The sequence below is a fragment of the Paenibacillus validus NBRC 15382 genome (assembly GCF_004000985.1).
GTDB lineage: Bacteria > Bacillota > Bacilli > Paenibacillales > NBRC-103111 > Paenibacillus_G > Paenibacillus_G validus.
Genome location: NZ_BIMH01000025.1, coordinates 1 through 18,907 on the forward strand (window position 1 = coordinate 1; position 18,907 = coordinate 18,907).

The following is an 18,907-nucleotide window of genomic DNA, read 5'->3' on the forward strand; positions in this document are numbered from 1 at the left end:
CGGCGGGGCGGGAGCCGCCGAGCCGGCTTCAGCGCCCGGTCCGCTGCGCCCGGAAGACGTGGCGCTCGGCGTCCTCTGGGCGGAAATTCTTGGCCCGCCGCGCGCTAAGCGTCCTTATCGGCGTTAGCGGAACCGGCTTACATCTAACCGCCGCAAGCGATGAAGGTTGTCCTTCATCGCTTGCGGCGGTTTTTGGCGTTGGCGCAGTTCAAGCCTCCTGCGCGAAACTGCGCATCCCCGGTTCTGCGGGCAGGCTTCCTAGCTATATTTCGGCCTGGATTTCGGCCGGGTCATTTTACTCTTTTTCCCAGCCCGACGTCATAATTTCGATTCCCCGGCATATCGTGTAAATAGCCCGTGATCTTCCGCTATTTTGCAAAGCGCCCGCTACCGGAGGAGGTTAAGTATGCGCAGTCTGACTCACAAAATCAATCAATTTACGGCAAAACTGCTCGACCTGCCTCAGGACGTCGCTATGGACCTGCCCCGCATTACGATGATCGGGAATATGCAGCTTTATATCGAAAATCATCGGGGCGTCCTTCACTTCTCCAGCGATTCTTTGAAATTGGCCTTGGCGAAAGGAAAACTTGAAGTGGACGGCTCCGATCTGGTGATTCGCGCGATCCTGCCTGATGAAGTGATGATTGAAGGGAAAATCCGAGATATCAAATATATGTCCTAGAGCCGGAAAGGGGATGAGAGTCTTGAAAGCTTCGTTAATTTACCGTCTGCGCGGCTTTGTTCATCTGGAGGTCACCGGAGGCAAGCTGGAGCATTTGGTTAACCGCTTATCACAGAAAAGGATGTCCGTCTGGGACATCCGTTATTTGGACAAGGAGCGGATTTCGTTATATGTCACCGTGCCCGATTTTTTTCGGCTTCGTCCGCTCTTGAAAGAGACAGGCTCCCTGATTCGCATCAAGGAAAAACGCGGCTTTCCGTTTTGGCTGGACAAGCTCGAGAGGCGCAAATTTTTCGCCATCGGGCTGCTCGGCTTCGTCATCGGCATTTATTTGCTTTCCCAGCTCGTCTTGCAGGTTCGCGTGGAGGGCAATGAGACGATTCAAACCGAACAAATTTTGCAGGCGGCCAAGCAGCAGGGGGTGTACCGGCTGCAGTGGAAGTTTAAGCTGAAGGAGCCTTCCGAGCTGTCCCGGGCGATGCAGAGTCAGCTGCCGGCCGCCGCTTGGATCGGCGTTGAGGTGCGCGGTACGCATGTCGTGATCAAGGTCGTCGAAGCGACGATTCCGGAGAAGCCGCCGCTGATGAATCCGCGGCATCTGGTGGCCTCGAAGCATGCGCTTGTGACGGAGATTTTTGCTGAAAAGGGACGTCCCGCCGTTAAGCCGAATACGTATGTGCGCAAAGGAGACATCCTCATATCCGGCATGATCGGCGACGAGCTCCATCAGCAAACGGTCGTAGCTTCCGGCACCGTCAAAGGTGTGGTCTGGTACAAACCGACGGTCGAAGTGCCGCTTGTGCGTCAATATAAAGTTTACACGGGCGAAAGTAAACAACGCTCTTACTTGGTCCTCGGCAGCCGCGGGGTGCAGGTGTCCGGGTACGGTAAAGTGCCGTTCGGGCAGACGGAAACGATTCAGGAACGCAAAACGCTCAGTTGGCGCTCCTACACACTGCCGATCGGATGGCTCAGCGAGAAGGTGATGGAAGTGGAGCTTCAGGAGCAGCCGATCGATCCGAAGGAGGCGTCGAGCGTCGGATTGACGGAGGCGAAAGCACAAATATTGTCTGCCGCGGGCGGGGGCGCAAGGGTCGTTTCCGAAAAAATTTTGCATGAGAAGGCGGAGAATGGTAAAGTTTATATGGAAGTGCTTTTGGAAGTCGAGGAGTCAATTGCGGTTGAACAACCGATTGTGCCTTAATTTCATATGACGAACGGTTATCGTTGAAGGAGAACTGGATGGAACAAGCGACAACGGTGAAAGTATCTTTGAAAAATCCGTCCGAGGGCCAGGCGCTTTTCGGGCCGCAGGATAAGTTTCTGCACTTGATTGAACGGGAAGTGCAGGCGTCCATTTTTACGCGCGAAGCGGAGATCGTCATTCAAGGCGCGAGCGCCGAAACCGCGCGTCTCGAGCATTTGTTTGCGGTACTGCTCGAGTTGATCCGAAACCAGTACGTGCTGACCGAGCGCGACGTGATTTATGCTTTGGATTTGTCCAAAGAGATGAAGGCCGATCAGCTGCTGGATCTGTTCAAGGGCGAAATCGCCGTTACGCACAAAGGCAAGCCGATTCGTGTGAAGACGATCGGGCAAAAGCAGTATGTAAACGAAATCAAGAAGAAGGATATCGTCTTCGGGATCGGACCTGCGGGGACGGGCAAAACCTACATCGCCGTCGTTCTCGCCGTAGCCGCGCTGAAAGAGGGCAAAGTGAAGCGGATCGTGCTGACGCGCCCTGCCGTCGAGGCGGGAGAAAGTCTCGGTTTCCTGCCGGGCGACCTTCAGGAAAAAGTTGACCCTTATTTGCGCCCGTTGTATGATGCTCTTAACGACGTGCTGGGTCCCGAGCAGGTGCTGAAGTCGCTGGAGCGCGGATTGATCGAAATCGCGCCGCTCGCCTACATGCGGGGGAGAACGCTTGACGATTCTTTTATTATATTGGACGAAGCGCAGAATACGACTCCGGAACAGATGAAAATGTTTCTGACGAGGCTCGGCTTCGGGTCGAAGATGGTCATTACCGGCGACGTCACCCAGATCGACCTGCCGCGCGGCAAGTCTTCGGGTCTTGTGGAAGCGAAACGGATCCTGGGCCGGATCGAAGAGCTCGGATTTATTACCTTCGCCGAACAGGATGTCGTTCGTCACTCGCTCGTGCAAAAAATCATCGTAGCCTATAATGAAGACAAAGAAGGCTGAGAAAGGGCTGACCTTTCATCATGAGCAATCGCGTTTCCATTCGGGGCAAATACCAATATCGGCTTGCCGGCTGGAGATATAGCGCCATCGTGCGCTTTCTTCTGTTTTTGGCGCTAGCCGTCTTTTTTTACTTTGCGCTTTTGCACCGTGTTGTCCCGCAAACCTACGATATCACGCTGAACGCCGTCGCCGAGAAAGACATTCTGGCGCCGCGCGCCATATTGAATGAAGTAGCCACGGAGAAGGCCAAGGAAGAGGCGGCTGCGAAAGTGCAGCCTGTTTACAAAATCGTTTCGTTGAAAAACGAGATGGCGCTTGAAGCCGTCTTCGAGAAGCTGCAGCAAATTAATGCCGACGCGGACGTGTCCACAGCTGATAAAGTGAACATTTACAAAACGGTCATTCCGCAGCTTATTCAAGACCACCTGTACCGTCAGCTGAAGCAGTTTCAGGACAGCGGGCAGTACAGTCCCGAATTGCTGGCCGAGATGCGCCAGGATTTCGACGAGCAGCAGTACCGGATTCCAGAGGAAGCGTTTTATAAAATTCCGCGGCTGAGCAAGGATGATTTACTCCAAATGCAGCCGGTCGCCAAAGAAATCGTATCACGGCTGATGACGGATCAGCTGCTGGAGGCGCAGCCGGGCCGGGCGAAAGTGGCGGAGCTGGTTAACGCCTCGACCTTGTCGAAGAACAACGCGAGGGAGATTGTGCAGGAGCTGGTGCGGGCGGCGCTGACGCCGAACAAGTTCTACGATCAGAAAGGTACGGAAGAAGCGAAAGGCCACGCCCGGGACAATGTGAAGCCAATTTTTATCAACAAGAACGAGGTGCTCGTGGCCAAGGGTGATAAAATTACCGAAGACGTCTATCAGCGGCTGGCTGCGCTGGAGCTGTTGAAAGACGATCGCTCGTATTGGCCTCATCTCGGTCTGTTTATTTTCGTTTCCTTATGCGGACTTGCGCTGTATATGTACGTCCGGCAAAGCGCGCTGCCGATCAAGTATAACAACGTGCAGCTGTTAATGCTCGTGCTCATTTTATTTTTGACGGTTACGTTTATGAAAGTGTTCTCGATGATGCAGAACCTCGACTACCCGATGATCGGGTATTTGGCACCGACAGCCATGGGAGCGATGCTGATCACGATTTTGTTAAACCCGCAGCTGGCGTTTATCGCAACCGTGCTGTTCAGCGTGATGGCGAGCATCATTTTCAACTCCGACCACGTGCAAACGTTCGACTTCCGCTACGGCTTGCTGACATTCTCCACGTCGTTCGCCGCGATTTTCTCGATTCAGCGGGCGAGCCAGCGCTCGTCGATTCTCAAGGCGGGCATGATGGTTTCGGTGTTCGCGGTGGCGCTTGTTGCCGCCTTGCTGTTGTTCGAGGAGCAGGAGTCCAAACGCGCCGCCATCTTCGCGGCCTCGTTCGCCCTTGGCAGCGGGCTGCTGACCGCCGTATTCGTCATCGGCTTGCTCCCGTTCTTCGAAGTGGCGTTCGGCATTCTGTCGCCGTTGAAGCTCGTCGAGCTGTCCAATCCGAACCATCCGCTGCTGCGCAAGCTGCTGACGGAGACCCCGGGGACGTATCATCACAGCGTGATGGTCGGCAATTTGTCGGAGGCCGCCGCGGAAGCGATCGGCGCGGACGGCTTGCTGTGCCGGGTCGGATCGTACTATCACGATATCGGCAAGACGAAAAGACCGAGCTATTTTATCGAGAATCAAACGAATATCGAAAATCCGCATGACAAAATCGATCCGGCGCTCAGCAAGTCCATTATCGTGGCTCATGCCCGCGACGGGTCCGAAATGTTGAAGGATGTTAATATTCCCAAGCCGATTCGCGATATCGCCGAGCAGCATCACGGCACGACGCTGCTTCAGTTTTTTTACCACAAAGCGAAGAAACTAGCCGAAGAGCGGGGCGAAGAACCGCCGGAGGAGAAGGACTACCGCTACCCGGGACCGAATGCGCAGACGAAGGAAGCGGCGATTGTCGGCATCGCCGACTGCGTCGAGGCGGCTGTCCGCTCGCTGCGGAATCCGACCGTGGAGCAAATCGATTCGATGGTTCGCAAGATTATCAAGAGCCGATTGGACGACGGTCAATTCAATGAATGCGATTTGACGATTAAAGAGCTCGATCAAATTGCGAGAACGTTGAACGAGACGCTGCTCGGTATTTTTCACTCCAGAATCGAATATCCGGCCGACGTTCAAGTGACGCGGGCAGATCCAAAAGCTCGTAAAGACAAAGACAAGGCTGCGGACGAGAATAAAGCGGACGAGAATAAAAAAGAGGTGGACCCATGAGTTTGAGATTATCGTTTAGCAATGAGCAAGACCATATCGAGATTAGCCCGGAGCTGGTCCGGAAGCTGGAAGAGCTGCTGCGGCTGGCCGGGAAGGCCGAGCAGGTATCGGACGGCGAGGTGACGTTAACGTTCGTCGACGATGCGGCGATTCAAGCGCTGAATAAACAGTACCGCGGACTGGATAAGCCGACGGACGTTCTCTCCTTCTCGATGCTCGAGATGGGCGAGGATGAGATTGAGATCGTGTACGGCGACGAGGAGTACGACGAGGAAGAATTCGAATTCATCGGCAACGGTGCGGATTCGGACGCCGATGAAGACGATGCTTCGGACGAAGGGGACGACGAGGAAGAAGGCTTCGAGGAGCCGATCGGAGACGTCATTATTTCCGTACAAAAGGCTGTGGCGCAAGCCGAAGAGTACGGCCATTCCGTCGATCGGGAGCTAGGGTTCCTGTTCGTGCACGGCTTCCTCCATTTGCTCGGGTACGACCATCAGGACGAAGGGGCAGAGAAGCAAATGTTTGCGAAGCAGGAAGCGATCTTGCAGCAGGCGGGCTTGACCCGGTGAGACAGCCGGTCAAATGGCAGCGCAGCTTCCGGTACGCGTACGAAGGCGTCAAATATGCGCTCTCCACCCAGCGCAACATGAAATTTCATTTCACGCTAGCGTTTCTGGCCTTGGTGCTTGCCTTGCTTTTCGGTCTTTCCAAAACGGACGTCTTGTTCATTCTGCTTGCGGTGACGCTCGTTATCGTGACGGAACTCATCAATACCGCCATTGAGAAGTCGGTCGATCTGGCGATGCCGGACATCCATCCGCTCGCCAAAATCGCCAAAGACGTAGCTGCAGCCGCGGTATTGGTGACTGCGGCTTTTGCCGTTGTTACGGGCATGGTCGTGTTCTACGATCCGATCGACCGGCTGCTGCGGACCGGCCGCGCCATGGAAGGCCATGCGCTGACCGCAGGCGCGGTATGGATTTTGCTATCATTGGTTATTCTGACGGTAATCGTCATTCAGACGCGGTTCACGGAGAAGGGCACCTGGGTGAAGCCGAGCTTGCTCAGCGCGGTAGCCTTCGCCGTTGCGACGCTGATTGCATACCGCATCGAGGATACGCTCGCATCGCTGCTAGGTTTTTTTCTCGCTATCGTGCTCTCGCTCGTGTTATATGATAAACGGCGGAGATCTTTCGCCTCGCAGCTGCTGGGAGCCTTGATAGGCAGCCTCATCACGTTGCTTTGCTTTTATTTATACACGATTTTCTAATCAAAGAAGGATGTGACCGCATGCAACGCTCGGAATTGATCGAATGGGCCAAGCAAGTGCGGGAGCGGGCTTACGTGCCGTACTCCCGCTTTAAAGTAGGCAGCGCATTGCTCGATTCATCAGGCCGCGTTCATCTCGGCTGCAACGTGGAGAATGCGGCGTACGGGCCGACCAACTGCGCCGAACGAACGGCGCTGCATCGCGCGATTGCGGACGGGGAAGCGCCGCGTACGTTTCAGGCCATTGCGGTCGTCGGCGATACGCCGCATCCGGTTTCTCCTTGCGGCGTTTGCCGTCAAGTGCTCGTGGAGCTATGCGCTCCGGATATGCCGGTGTATTTGGCGAATTTGCGCGGAGACGTCACGGAGACGACCGTATCGGCGCTGCTGCCCGGGGCATTCACATCTCAAGATCTGGACGGAGGAACAGACAACTGATGTCAAACTCTTCAAAGAACGACACCAAGAAAGCGCCTTTTAAATCCGGCTTCGTGGCCATTATAGGCCGGCCGAACGTGGGCAAATCAACGTTGATGAATCAAGTGATCGGCCAAAAAATCGCGATCATGTCGGATAAGCCGCAAACGACGCGCAACAAAATTCATGGCGTATATACGACCGATGAAGCGCAAATCGTCTTTCTCGATACGCCGGGTATACATAAACCGACATCGAAACTCGGCGATTATATGATGAAATCCGCTCAAAGCGCACTCAGCGAAGTGGAGGCCGTGCTGTTTCTGATCGACGTTGTCGAAGGGCTCGGCGGCGGCGACCGGTTCATTATCGAGCAGCTACGTAACGTCAAGACGCCGGTCATCCTGGTCATGAACAAAATCGACCAGGTGCATCCCGAGCAGCTGCTGCCGGTAATTACAACGTACAAGGAGCTGTACCCGTTCGCTGAAATCGTGCCGATCTCGGCGAAGAACGGCAACAACGTGAACACGCTTCTCGAGCAGGTGATCAAATATTTGCCGGAAGGACCTCAGTATTATCCGGCGGATCAAGTGACGGATCACCCGGAGCAATTCGTTTGCGCGGAGCTGATCCGGGAGAAATTATTGCATCTGACGCGCGAAGAAATTCCGCATTCCATCGCGGTGTCCATTGAAGATATGCGAGTGCAGGAGAACGGTCTCGTCCGCATTTCGGCCGTCATCTATGTGGAACGGGATTCGCAAAAGGGCATCATCATCGGCAAGAGCGGCGCATTGTTGAAGGAAGTCGGCAAACAGGCGCGCGCCGATATCGAGGCGCTGCTCGGCTCCAAGACGTTCCTCGAGCTGTGGGTGAAGGTGAAGAAAGACTGGAGAAACCACGACCGCGTGCTGAAGGATCTCGGTTTTAGGCACGAATAAGACGGAATTTGTTTCAGTAGTACAAAGGCAGGGTAATGGAGAGCATACATGCCAGTATTTGTTCAGCATACTTCGATGCGATTCGTATCATCCTATTCCTATAAACAGGTATTGTAGTCATGTCACACTGGGGAGGATGTACCATGAGAGATTTTTCGTGGAAGTATTTTTCGATGACTGGAGATGTGGATGCCTACCTGCTTTATAAAGAGATGAATGTCCAAGACGGAGAGGAACCGGAACCGGAGGAAGAAGCGGGGCTGGAAGCCTCCGACTGGCTTCAGTAAGTAATACGCGCGAGGCTTAGGAGCAGGGAGAGACTGCCGATGCAGTATAGGCTGCAGGGAATCGTCATTCGCAGCATGGATTATGGGGAAGGCAATAAAATTATTACGCTGTTTACTCGGGAACAAGGAAAAATGAGTATTGTCGCCCGAGGCGCCAAAAAAGTAAAAAGCCGATTCGGCTCGACCGTCCAGCTTTTTACGCTGGGCGATTTTTCATTTTTCAAATCGGGTCAGCTCGGAACGCTGAATCACGCCGAGATCGTGGAGGCGTTCCACAAGTTGCGCGAAGATTTGCATCTGGCGGCTAACGCGTCGTACCTGGCGGAGCTGACTGACCGGATGCTGGGCGATCAGGAAGGACAACCTTACTTATTCGAGCAATTGAAAGGGAGCTTTCATGCGCTGCTTGAAGGCAAGGATATGCAGATTGTCGTCCACTTATACGAAATGAAAATGATGATGCACGCCGGTTATATGCCTGAGCTGGAACAGTGCGTCATCTGCGGCAGTAAAGGGGAAGCGGTTTCGTTCAGCGTCGGGCTCGGCGGCATCTTATGCGAGACTTGCCGGCTGCGCGATCCGCAGGCGATTGCTTTAACGCCCGGAGCATTGAAGCTGCTGCGGATCTTTGTTCAAACCGACGTCAGGAGGCTCGGGCAGATTGACGTGAAGCCGCAGACGAAAGCGTTGTTGAAACAAATATTGCGCGCTTACTTCGACACGCACGCAGGCTTGCGCTTGAAATCGCGTGATTTTTTAGATCAAATGGATCGCTATGAAATATAGATGAAAAAATTGACATAATTTTCGTGCAATGTTATTATAATATGATGCATCCATGGAATTCTCGTTACAGAGTCTGCTTACTAGGCTTTGGTTAGCGAGATTTTTTGTTTGTCCCATCATGAAACATTACCGTGTATAGGCTCGTAGTAAGAGTAGGTCATGCCAGAACTTTACCAAGGGGGACGAGGCCGAGATGGTAACCATGCTTAAGCCGGTCATATTCGTTGCTTCCGATTCGGCCGGAGATACGGGGGAAGCGGTCGTACGCGCGGCCGCCGTTCAATTCGATCCGTTGCAAGTAGAAATAAGACGGGTGCCTTTCCTGCAGGAAATAACGGATATCGATCGAATGATCCGAACCGTGGTGGAACGCAACGGGGCGATCGTCTTTACGCTCGTTATTCCCGAGCTGCGGGATTACTTGATCGAGGAAGCTGAACGCGCCGGCATCGTATACATCGATGTGCTCGGACCGGTCATTCGCACACTGGAGCATACGCTTAAACAGGAAGCAAGGCATTTGCCGGGAATGATCCACAAGCTGGACGAAGATTATTTCAAGAAGGTGGAAGCGATCGAGTTTGCCGTCAAATACGACGACGGCCGCGATTTCAGCGGCGTGCTGCAGGCCGACATCGTGCTGGTCGGCGTGTCGCGGACTTCCAAGACACCGCTGTCCATGTATTTGGCCCACAAAAAATTCAAGGTCGCGAATGTGCCGCTGGTACCGGAAATTGCACCGCCCGATCAATTGTTCACCGTATCCTCCAAGAAGATTGTAGGCTTGCGGATCGACCCCGAAAAGCTGAACGTGATTCGCACCGAGCGGTTGAAGACGTTAGGGCTGCCCGGCAACGCCACTTACGCGAACACCGCGCGCATTCATAAAGAGCTGGAGTTTGCTGACGCGGTCATGAAACGAATCGGATGCGCGGTCATCGACGTGTCCAACAAAGCCGTCGAGGAGACGGCCAGCATCATCATCGATATATTCCGTTCCAGGTAGTCTGTTTCTTTTGGATATAAGCAGGATTTTTTGTAATTTCATCGTATATAATATTACGGTAGTGCGATTGTAAAAACATTCACATATCTGAATTATCCCCGTGGTGGTCTCTCATGACGTATAAAATAATAGTGGATGCGGACGCTTGCCCGGTCAAAGCCGAAATCCGCAACGCCGCTTCACGGTTTGACGTTCAAGTGGTCATGGTCGCCTCGTTCGATCACCGGCTGCAGCCGGAAGACGGCGTCGAAATCGTTCAAGTGGATCGTTCCGATCAATCGGTCGATCTTTATATCGTGAATCGAATTCAGGCAGGAGACGTTCTCGTTACCCAGGACTTCGGTCTTGCGGCTCTTGCGCTCGGGAAGAAGGCGTTCGCCCTATCCAACCGGGGGCAGCTGTTCAACGATCGTACGATGGATTTTTTGCTGGAACGCCGCCACGAGCAAGCCAAGCTGCGGCGCGGAGGGAAGCATACGAAAGGGCCCAGAGCGTTTACGAATCAGGATCGTGATGAATTTCTACAATCTTTGACAAAACTTTTATCCCGTTTGCAGGAGAATCGCCTAAAGTAGCGAATAGTATTACGTGTTAATTGGATTGAAGGTGGATAGGATGAGTAACGGACGCATTCCCGATCATGTCATCGACGCCGTCCTGAAGGCTCACGATATTGTCGAAGTCGTCGGCAAGTACGTGCATTTGACGAAACAAGGGCATTATCTGAAAGGCCTGTGTCCTTTTCACTCCGAGAAGACGCCGTCGTTCACCGTTACGCCGGAGAAGCAAATTTACCATTGCTACGGCTGCGGCGCAGGCGGGCAAGTGATTCGTTTCGTCGCCGAAATCGAAGGTTTATCCTTCGGTCAAGCGGTTAGGAAATTAGCGGAGGAAGCGAATCTGCAGGTCGGCCTTGGGGCGTCTCATACCGGGGCGGAAACGAAAGAGAGCAAGGAGCGGGCTAAGCTTCTCGAAGCGTACGAGCTGGCCGACAAGCTGTACCAGTACATTCTCCACAATACGGAGCAGGGAAAAGCGGCTAAACAGTATTTGATGGGACGAGGGATTACAGGTAAGCTGATGGAGACATTCGGCATCGGCTACGCGCCATCCAGATGGGATACGCTCGTTAATCTGCTGGACAAGAAGCAATTTCCGCTGCCGCTCATGGAACAAGGCGGTTTGATTTCGGCGAAACAGGATGGCACCGGTTACGTCGACAAATTTCGAGATCGCGTGATGTTCCCGATCCGCGATTGGAAAGGGCAGACGATCGCATTCGGCGGAAGGTTGATGGGGGACGGACAGCCCAAATATTTAAACAGCCCGGAATCGATGCTGTTCCATAAGAGCCGTACCTTGTACAACTTGCACGCATCGAGACCCCAAATACGCAAAATGCAGGAGATTGTCCTGTTCGAAGGGTACATGGACGTCATTCGTTCCTGGGATGCGGGAGTCACGAACGGAGTCGCCACGATGGGAACGGCTCTGACGCCGGAACACGCCGAAGCGATTCGCAGGCTTGCGGAACGGGTAACGGTTGCATACGACGGCGATAATGCCGGACAATCGGCCGCCTACAAGAGCATTCCGCTCTTAGAGAACGCCGGGTGCCAGGTGAAGATCGCGGTAATCCCGGGGGGCATGGATCCGGACGAATATATTGCCAATCACGGTTCTGAACGATTCGTACGCGAGGTTATCGAGACCGCCGTACCGTCGATCAAATATAAACTTCTTTATTTTCGCAAAAACTATAGGATGCAGGAGGATGGGGAGAGGCTACGATATATACAGCAGGCGCTCCGATTGATTGCGGGGCTCACATCACCGATTGAGAGGGAGCACTACGTGAAGGATTTAACTTCCGAGTTCCGGTATTCCTATGACTCCGCGATGCAGACGCTTAATGAGATCAGGCTGCAGACGGAAAAAAACAGCCGATCCGGGGATAATAAACCCAATCCGTGGAATAATGGTATGAATGACGGAAAGCCTCGTGAACAGACCCCTTCAATGATCCCTGCCTATCAATTTGCAGAGCGACAATTGCTTGCCGTAATGATGCTGGACCGGGACGTTTCCCAGTATGTCGAGCGTCGTTTGGGGGACGAGTTCAATATGGAGGCTCATGCGGCCATCGCCGCCTACTTGTACGCCTACTATGCGCAAGGATACGAACCGAATGCAAGCATGTTCATCGGGATGCTCCAGGATGACAAGCTCGAGAGCTTGGCAAGCTCTTTGACCTTAATAGATAATCGCAACGGTGTGAACGAAGCCGTGATTGACGATTACATTCGCGAAATTAAGAAGTATCCGCTTCTGCAGCAATTGGAGCGTAAGAGAGAAGAAATTAAACAAGCGGAACGAATGGGAGATATTCCAAGAGCTCTGCAGCTGGGCAGTGAAATTATATCCTTGGAAAAGCAATTGAAATCATCCTGATGCTTAAGCGCGCTTTGGGGAGTTCCAAGGAGGAGGGAGTTGGATTATGGCGAACGATCAACGCACGGAAATAGAGACAGAGTTGACGTTGGAGCAAGTGAAAGAACAACTGATCGAACAGGGCAAGAAGCGCTCGGTTATTACGTACAAAGAGATAATGGAAAAGCTGGCGCCTTTCGATCAAGATCCGGAGCAGATCGACGAATTTTTCGAGCAGCTCCAAGAAATGGGCATCGACGTCGGCAACGAGTCGGATGAAGACCATGACATGAATCCGCATGATAATGAGCACGACGATTTCCACTTTGACGACGATCTATCTTTGCCTCCGGGCATTAAGATCAACGATCCGGTGCGGATGTACTTGAAGGAAATCGGCCGTGTTCCTCTGCTTTCCGCAGAAGATGAAGTCGATTTGGCGAAACGGATCGAGCTTGGCGACGAAGAAGCGAAGCGCCGTCTGGCCGAAGCCAATTTGCGTCTCGTTGTCAGCATTGCCAAACGATATGTCGGACGCGGCATGCTGTTCCTTGATTTAATCCAGGAAGGCAATATGGGCTTGATTAAAGCCGTTGAGAAGTTCGACCATACGAAGGGATACAAATTCAGTACGTATGCGACATGGTGGATTCGCCAGGCGATTACGCGAGCGATTGCGGACCAAGCGCGGACGATTCGGATACCGGTACATATGGTAGAGACCATCAACAAGCTGATCCGGGTATCCCGACAACTGCTGCAAGAGCTCGGGCGCGAACCCACACCGGAAGAAATCGCCAAAGAGATGGATCTCAGTACCGATAAGGTGCGCGAAATTATGAAAATCGCTCAAGAGCCGGTTTCATTGGAAACGCCGATCGGTGAGGAAGACGATTCACATTTGGGGGATTTCATCGAGGACCAGGAGGCGCTGGCACCTGCGGATGCCGCCGCTTACGAACTGCTGAAGGAACAGCTTGAGGACGTGCTCGACACGTTGACGGAACGGGAAGAAAACGTTCTTCGCTTGCGCTTCGGACTGGATGACGGCCGCACAAGAACGCTGGAGGAAGTCGGTAAAGTATTCGGCGTTACGCGCGAGCGGATTCGCCAAATCGAAGCCAAGGCGCTCCGTAAGCTTCGGCACCCAAGCCGCAGCAAGCGGCTGAAGGATTTCTTGGAATAAACGAAACGGTCATGCGTTCGGATCTATGTTGGACCTTCTGCGAGTGCCTCGCAGCAAGGTCTAATTTTTTATGTCCCCGCCGCCGATAATGAAATAGGAAAGAAGTATGCCGGGCCTTGGGGGAGAAGGACGCTAATGGACGAAAAAAAGAAAATGCTCATTCGCGAAATCGAACACTGGCGGCGCAGCCGACTGTTACCGGAGCAATATTGCGATTTTTTACTTAACATTTATTTGGATAACGATGCAGCGAAGCCCGATACCGGGAGCGGATTTTTGGGGCTTTCGTCATCGCAAATAAGAAACAGCAATTGGAAAATATGGATGCTCAATTTAATCATAGCGGCCGCTTTATCCTTTTCTGCTCTTAATTTTAACGCTTTTGAATTACCAATGCAAATGGGGGTCGCATTGGCCGTTTTGACCGCCTGTTATGTGTGGGGAGGGCTCAAGCGGGCCAAGGAACCGATGGCGGCGCAAATACTGCTGGGCATGGCTTCGCTGTTCCTGCTGTTTATCGGGGTTTATATGATGAAGCTTCACGGCATCGAGGAGCCGGTGCTCGTCGTCGGATATGTGTTTATCACCAGTCTAATATGGATGATCACCGGGCTATTGGCACGGCTGGCGCTGTTCCAGTTGTGCGGATGGGTCAGTCTCGTTTTTTGTTACGGTTGGCTGCTTCATCATCAGCTTGATGCGATCAACTGGTTTACGCTGGAAATTAGCTGGGTGCCGCTTGGGATATTGTTCTGCTGGCTGTCCTGGTTGATCCACGAGAGAAGCCGTCAAATCGGGCTCGTCTTCTTCTTGCTGGGCCTCATCGTTTGGTACATGCCGGAATTGTATGGTATGCTTTATGCCGAGAAGTACGGCGAACAAGCGCTGCAATGGCTGCTGCTAAGCAAAATGTGTATGCAAGCGGCGATCTTGTTCGTTTGGCGAAAAAAATGGACCGTCTGGGTCATGGGGTAATGTGAATGATAAAGTTGTCGAAACGATTGGAATGGATTGCGAGGGAAGTACCGGAGGGCAGCCGGTTAGCGGATATCGGGTCCGATCACGCGCTGCTCCCTTCTTATTTGGCGGCAAACGGGGTCATCGTGAGCGGGGTGGCCGGCGAGGTGAACGAAGGGCCGTATGAGGCGGCATCCAAGCAAGTCCGTTCAGCGGGCTTGAAGCACGTCATCGACGTTCGGCTTGGCGACGGGCTGGCGGTGATCGAACCGGGCGAAGTGGACGTCATTACGATCGCGGGAATGGGCGGAGCCTTGATCGTGTCTATTCTAGAAGCGGGGAAGTCGAAGCTCAAGGGGGTGAAACGGCTCGTATTGCAGCCGAATGTCGGCGAACCTGCGGTTCGGGAGTGGCTGCTTGCGAACGGCTGGGTGCTGATCGGAGAACGTATTCTGGAAGAGGACGGCAAAATCTACGAAATCTTAACTGCTGTGTCCGCCGCTGAATCCGGGCTTGAGCCGGAGCAGATGTACGCTCCTCTTGTATGCGCGGACGGAAGGGAAGTTCAGCGTGAGCTTCTCCTTCTCATGGGGCCCTACTTGACGCGGGAAGCGTCCGACGTCTGGAGAACGAAGTGGACTTGGGAACTTGAGAAAATGGATAAGATATGCGCGCAGCTTCGGTTGTCGCAGACCGAGGCCGCCCGCGCGAAAGAAGCCGAATACCGGAAGGAAATGAACCGGATCAGGGAGGTGTTGGCCGCATGTACGCCAAAGGTCAAGCCGTCATTCAACTAATGGAAGAGTTAGCGCCGAAATCGTATGCGGTGGAGAATGACAAAATCGGTCTGCAGCTCGGAACGCTGCAGAAGGAAATCCGCAATGTGCTCATTGCGCTGGACGTCACGGATGAAGTCGTCGAAGAAGCGCTGCGCGTCGACGCCAATTTGATCATTGCGCATCATGCGATTATTTTTCGCCCGCTGCCGCATCTGCAAACCGATACGCCGGCCGGGCGCTTGTACGAGAAGCTGATTAAACACGATATCGCCGTCTACATTTCCCATACCAATTTGGATGTGGCGGACGGCGGCATTAACGATATGATGGCTGAGGCGATCGGGCTGAAGGTTACCGAGCCGCTTGATGAAGTGCACACCGACAAGCTGAAGAAGCTGGTTGTCTTCGTGCCGGTCGACCACGCGGACAAGGTGCGCGCCGCGATGTTCGATGCAGGGGCGGGCGCTATCGGCAAGTACAGCCACTGCAGCTTCAACATCGAAGGCGTCGGAACGTTCAAGCCGGGCGAAGGAACGGATCCTTACATCGGACGGCAGGGGCAGCTGGAGCAAGCGCAAGAAATCCGCATTGAAACGATCGTTCCGCAGAGCGCCGAACGGCGTGTCGTGCAGGCCATGCTGAAGGCGCATCCGTACGAAGAGGTAGCTTACGATTTATATGCGCTTGACTTGAAGACGCGTACGTTCGGGCTGGGCCGGGCCGGGAAGCTGGAGGCGCCGGTCACCTTAGCTGAGCTGTGCGAGCGCGTCAAACAGGCATATGAAGTGCCGATGGTGCGCATGGTTGGCGACCCGCAGCGCGTCATCCGTAAGGTGGCTGTGCTCGGAGGCTCGGGCGGCAGGTATGTGCGCAATGCGATCTTCGCAGGAGCCGATGTGCTGATCACCGGCGATATCGATTATCATACGGCGCACGATGCGCTCGCCGCGGGCATCGCCTTGATCGACCCCGGACATAACGTGGAGAAGATTATGAAGCAGGGCGTCGCTGATTATTTGCAGCGCAAGCTGGACGACCGCAAATGGAAGACGCGCGCCATCGCTTCGCAGACCGACACGGAGCCTTTCCGATTTGTGTAAGCCCGACCTCATTTAGGCGTATTGCCTTTTGCGGCGAATGGGGTTATACTAGCAAATGCATCTGTTGCAAAAGAAAGTTTGACAGACAATCGCTGGCGGCCTTGCGCCGCGAGAGGAAAGTCCGGGCTCCATAGGGCAGGATGCTGGATAACGTCCAGTCAGCGCGAGCTGAAGGCTAGTGCCACAGAAACGGACCGCCGATGGCCGCCGCTTCACGGCAGCGGCACAGGCAAGGGTGGAACCGTGGTGTAAGAGACCACGAGGAGCCATGGTGACATGGTTCCTGGTAAACCCCATCTGGAGCAAGACCTAGAGGAACGCTAGTCTCTTTAAGGGACAGCCTTAGCCCGAGGCGCGTTCGGGTTGGTCGCTTGAGCCAGGCAGCAATGTTTGGCCTAGATAGATGATTGTCGCTTCAATGGTGGCAGGGTGGCCCCCGTTACGACCACTGGAAGCACAGAACCCGGCTTACGGCAAACTTTCTTTCAGCCACATACAGCAAACGGATGGTTTTAGATGTGCAAAGAAACCGCCTCATGAGGCGGTTTCTTTGCTTTGCGCACATGCGCTGTGCTGGTGCCGGTTCAACTGCCGAACAGACGCTGCAGCCACCCGGGCCAGTTCGGAAGCGTGGTGTTATTCGGAGCTGTCGGCTCTTCCTGCCGGACGGACTTCGGTTGGGCGGCTTTCAGGGCGGCGGCCACGTCGATTAAGCCGTAGCCGAAATATTTATCTTTGCCGGCCTGGCCCAGATCCGTCGCGGTGTCGCGCATGAGCTGCATCACTTCCGTATTTTTCAGCTTCGGATTGACCGAACGAATCAGCGCGGCGAGCGCTGTTACGTGCGGGCTTGCCATCGACGTCCCCGACAATGCCGCGTACTGGTTGTTCAGGTACGTGCTGGCGATGCTGACGCCCGGCGCCGTAACGTCGATGTAATCGCCGTAGTTGGAGAACGACGCCTTCGACTTCTGGGAGTCGGCCGCTGCGACCGCGAACACTTCCTCATAAGCGGCGGGATAACCCGGCCGATCCGTGTTATCGTTGCCGCTCGCGGCAATCAGCACGACATCGCGGTCGTACGCATATCGAATCGCGTCATGGAGAAATTCGGCATCGGCATAATTGCCGAGACTCATATTGATGACTTTGGCGCCATGGTCGGTGGCCCAAATGATGCCTTGCGCCACGGCATAGGTGCTGCCGGCTCCGCTCGAGTCAAGTACTTTAACCGGCATGATCCGGTTGTACCAGCTCATGCCGGCTACGCCCAGATTGTTGTTGACCAAGGCTCCGATGACCCCGGCGACATGGGTGCCGTGCCCGACATCGTCCTGCGGATCGGCGTCCTTATTTACGACGTTCAAACCGCTAACAAGCTGGTTCTTCAAGTCCGGGTGCTTCAAATCGACTCCGGTGTCGATGACGGCAACGGTGACTTGATCGGAGCCTTTGGAAATGTTCCAACCGGCCTCGGTTTCGATTTGCGGCAAATTCCATTGATACCGGCGATATAAAGCATCATTCGGCGTGATGCTGTTAGCTGTCGGCGTGGGAACGGCCGACTCGTTGGTTAAATAAAGGAAGTGAGGCTCGCTGTACGAAACATTCCATTTGCGGAAGTAATTCATAAGCGCCTTAGCTTCCATGCGGTCGGACTCGAACACATAGGTGTAACCGAGCTTCTGCACGGTGCTACCGCCGATTTCTTTGCGAATTTGGGAAAGCTCGGCTTCGGTCGGTTCTTTGTTGAACCGGACGACAACTTGATTTTGATGATAATGGCTCGTGCCTTGATTTCCTTCCGGATGATGGACATGAACATCCTGTAAGGTATCAGAATCGACCGATTCGATTTTGTAGCGTCCTTCGCTCGGATAGGTGACAATCCGCAAGTTTTTAAGCTGATGATCGGCCACCTGCTTCAGAATGTGCTGCTCTACGACGCCGATAATACCGCTTGTACCGTCATCCGCCGGCTCGCCTAAGACGAAGTACTGGCTGCCTTCCGCTTCGAAGGCCGGCGATTGATACGAGCGTCCTGCGTCTACTTGGACTTTCGCTTCCGTCATATAGGTATCCGCAGCCCGGCGCACCGGATCTTTCAAAGTACCGGCAGCTTTGCCCTGCGACAAGGACTCGTTGCGCTTGGTTCGAACAAGAAGCTGCATATGAGGATGATCCTTTTGCAAGTCGGACAGTAAAGCCGGAATGCGGTTTTCGTCATTGCGGCTCATCTCGCCAGCCACACGGCGCAGCTCATAGCTGCATTGATTGCGGCACAGCTCTTCGGTCTGCTTAAGGTCTTGATTCAATGTTGTTTGCTTCATCTGAAGCTCGGCTTGGGGCGACAAGGCTTCGGGTCGTGGCGTTTGATCGCCGCGGGGGAACAGGATCAGCGCGCCTGCAACTACGAGCAACACGGGGAACGCGTATTTCCACATCGGTGACAGCCTCCTGTATTCGTCATAGGAGTAGACTTCCCGACGTTCGTAGGAATCATCATAAGCAAAGTTAACCAGCCGGATGAATGAA

Annotated in this window: 19 protein-coding genes and 1 other RNA gene; 19 read left to right on the top strand and 1 reads right to left on the bottom strand. The window is 53.9% G+C overall.

Translation table 11 applies throughout. The annotated features are described in order from the left end of the window. The 19 genes from PVA01S_RS27020 to rnpB all read left to right on the top strand — a co-directional run. A partial coding sequence (locus tag PVA01S_RS27020; RefSeq protein WP_218029641.1) for a hypothetical protein occupies positions 1-350 on the top strand: 350 nt, incomplete at its 5' end. Between the two features lie 56 nt (positions 351-406). Further along, positions 407-685, top strand: coding sequence for a sporulation protein YqfC (gene yqfC, locus PVA01S_RS16275; protein ID WP_054797344.1), 279 nt, complete (start codon positions 407-409; stop codon positions 683-685). A 13-nt stretch (positions 686-698) separates the two neighbouring features. Beyond that, positions 699-1,889 carry a sporulation protein YqfD gene (gene yqfD, locus PVA01S_RS16280; RefSeq protein ID WP_306439325.1) on the top strand — a complete coding sequence of 397 codons (1,191 nt, stop codon included), beginning with the start codon at positions 699-701 and terminating at the stop codon, positions 1,887-1,889. Positions 1,890-1,927: 38 nt separating this feature from the next. After that, positions 1,928-2,890, top strand: coding sequence for a PhoH family protein (locus tag PVA01S_RS16285; RefSeq protein ID WP_127608493.1), 963 nt, complete (start codon positions 1,928-1,930; stop codon positions 2,888-2,890). A gap of 20 nt (positions 2,891-2,910) precedes the next feature. Then, on the top strand, positions 2,911-5,208 hold the full coding sequence (locus tag PVA01S_RS16290) for an HD family phosphohydrolase (RefSeq protein ID WP_127608494.1): 2,298 nt from the start codon (positions 2,911-2,913) through the stop codon (positions 5,206-5,208). Beyond that, positions 5,205-5,780, top strand: a complete 576-nt coding sequence (ybeY, locus tag PVA01S_RS16295) for an rRNA maturation RNase YbeY (protein ID WP_054797345.1) — start codon at positions 5,205-5,207, stop codon at positions 5,778-5,780. The genes PVA01S_RS16290 and ybeY overlap by 4 nt, the downstream gene beginning before the upstream one ends. After that, on the top strand, positions 5,777-6,481 hold the full coding sequence (locus PVA01S_RS16300; protein WP_127608495.1) for a diacylglycerol kinase: 705 nt from the start codon (positions 5,777-5,779) through the stop codon (positions 6,479-6,481). Before ybeY ends, PVA01S_RS16300 begins: the two co-directional genes overlap by 4 nt. A 20-nt stretch (positions 6,482-6,501) precedes the next feature. Continuing rightward, positions 6,502-6,918: a cytidine deaminase gene (locus tag PVA01S_RS16305; RefSeq protein ID WP_054797346.1), complete on the top strand. Its 417-nt coding sequence runs from the start codon at positions 6,502-6,504 to the stop codon at positions 6,916-6,918. Beyond that, positions 6,918-7,841, top strand: a complete 924-nt coding sequence (gene era / locus PVA01S_RS16310; protein ID WP_127608496.1) for a GTPase Era — start codon at positions 6,918-6,920, stop codon at positions 7,839-7,841. The genes PVA01S_RS16305 and era overlap by 1 nt, the downstream gene beginning before the upstream one ends. 143 nt (positions 7,842-7,984) lie before the next feature. Beyond that, positions 7,985-8,128 carry a YqzL family protein gene (locus PVA01S_RS16315; RefSeq protein WP_127608497.1) on the top strand — a complete coding sequence of 48 codons (144 nt, stop codon included), beginning with the start codon at positions 7,985-7,987 and terminating at the stop codon, positions 8,126-8,128. Positions 8,129-8,167: 39 nt separating this feature from the next. Beyond that, positions 8,168-8,914 (top strand): DNA repair protein RecO, encoded by a 747-nt coding sequence (gene recO / locus PVA01S_RS16320; RefSeq protein WP_127608498.1) that lies wholly within the window; start codon positions 8,168-8,170, stop codon positions 8,912-8,914. 193 nt (positions 8,915-9,107) lie between these two features. Continuing rightward, complete coding sequence (locus PVA01S_RS16325) at positions 9,108-9,920, top strand: pyruvate, water dikinase regulatory protein (protein ID WP_127608499.1); 813 nt, start codon at positions 9,108-9,110, stop codon at positions 9,918-9,920. Positions 9,921-10,033: 113 nt separating this feature from the next. Then, positions 10,034-10,495 (top strand): YaiI/YqxD family protein, encoded by a 462-nt coding sequence (locus tag PVA01S_RS16330; RefSeq protein WP_127608500.1) that lies wholly within the window; start codon positions 10,034-10,036, stop codon positions 10,493-10,495. Between the two features lie 40 nt (positions 10,496-10,535). Further along, positions 10,536-12,371 (top strand): DNA primase, encoded by a 1,836-nt coding sequence (dnaG, locus tag PVA01S_RS16335; RefSeq protein WP_127608501.1) that lies wholly within the window; start codon positions 10,536-10,538, stop codon positions 12,369-12,371. 46 nt (positions 12,372-12,417) lie between these two features. Continuing rightward, positions 12,418-13,536 (top strand): RNA polymerase sigma factor RpoD, encoded by a 1,119-nt coding sequence (gene rpoD / locus PVA01S_RS16340; protein WP_054797348.1) that lies wholly within the window; start codon positions 12,418-12,420, stop codon positions 13,534-13,536. Positions 13,537-13,671: 135 nt separating this feature from the next. Then, positions 13,672-14,511, top strand: a complete 840-nt coding sequence (locus PVA01S_RS16345; RefSeq protein WP_127608502.1) for a hypothetical protein — start codon at positions 13,672-13,674, stop codon at positions 14,509-14,511. Positions 14,512-14,516: 5 nt separating this feature from the next. After that, entirely contained in the window at positions 14,517-15,290 is a 774-nt protein-coding gene (locus PVA01S_RS16350) for a tRNA (adenine(22)-N(1))-methyltransferase (protein WP_127608503.1), read from the top strand. Beyond that, positions 15,257-16,372, top strand: coding sequence for a Nif3-like dinuclear metal center hexameric protein (locus tag PVA01S_RS16355; protein WP_127608504.1), 1,116 nt, complete (start codon positions 15,257-15,259; stop codon positions 16,370-16,372). The genes PVA01S_RS16350 and PVA01S_RS16355 overlap by 34 nt, the downstream gene beginning before the upstream one ends. A 73-nt stretch (positions 16,373-16,445) precedes the next feature. After that, positions 16,446-16,858, top strand: an RNA gene (gene rnpB, locus PVA01S_RS16360) — RNase P RNA component class A. A 98-nt stretch (positions 16,859-16,956) separates the two neighbouring features. Here rnpB and PVA01S_RS16365 read toward each other — a convergent pair. Further along, complete coding sequence (locus PVA01S_RS16365) at positions 16,957-18,816, bottom strand: S8 family peptidase (RefSeq protein ID WP_127608505.1); 1,860 nt, start codon at positions 18,814-18,816, stop codon at positions 16,957-16,959. Positions 18,817-18,907 lie beyond the last annotated feature (91 nt).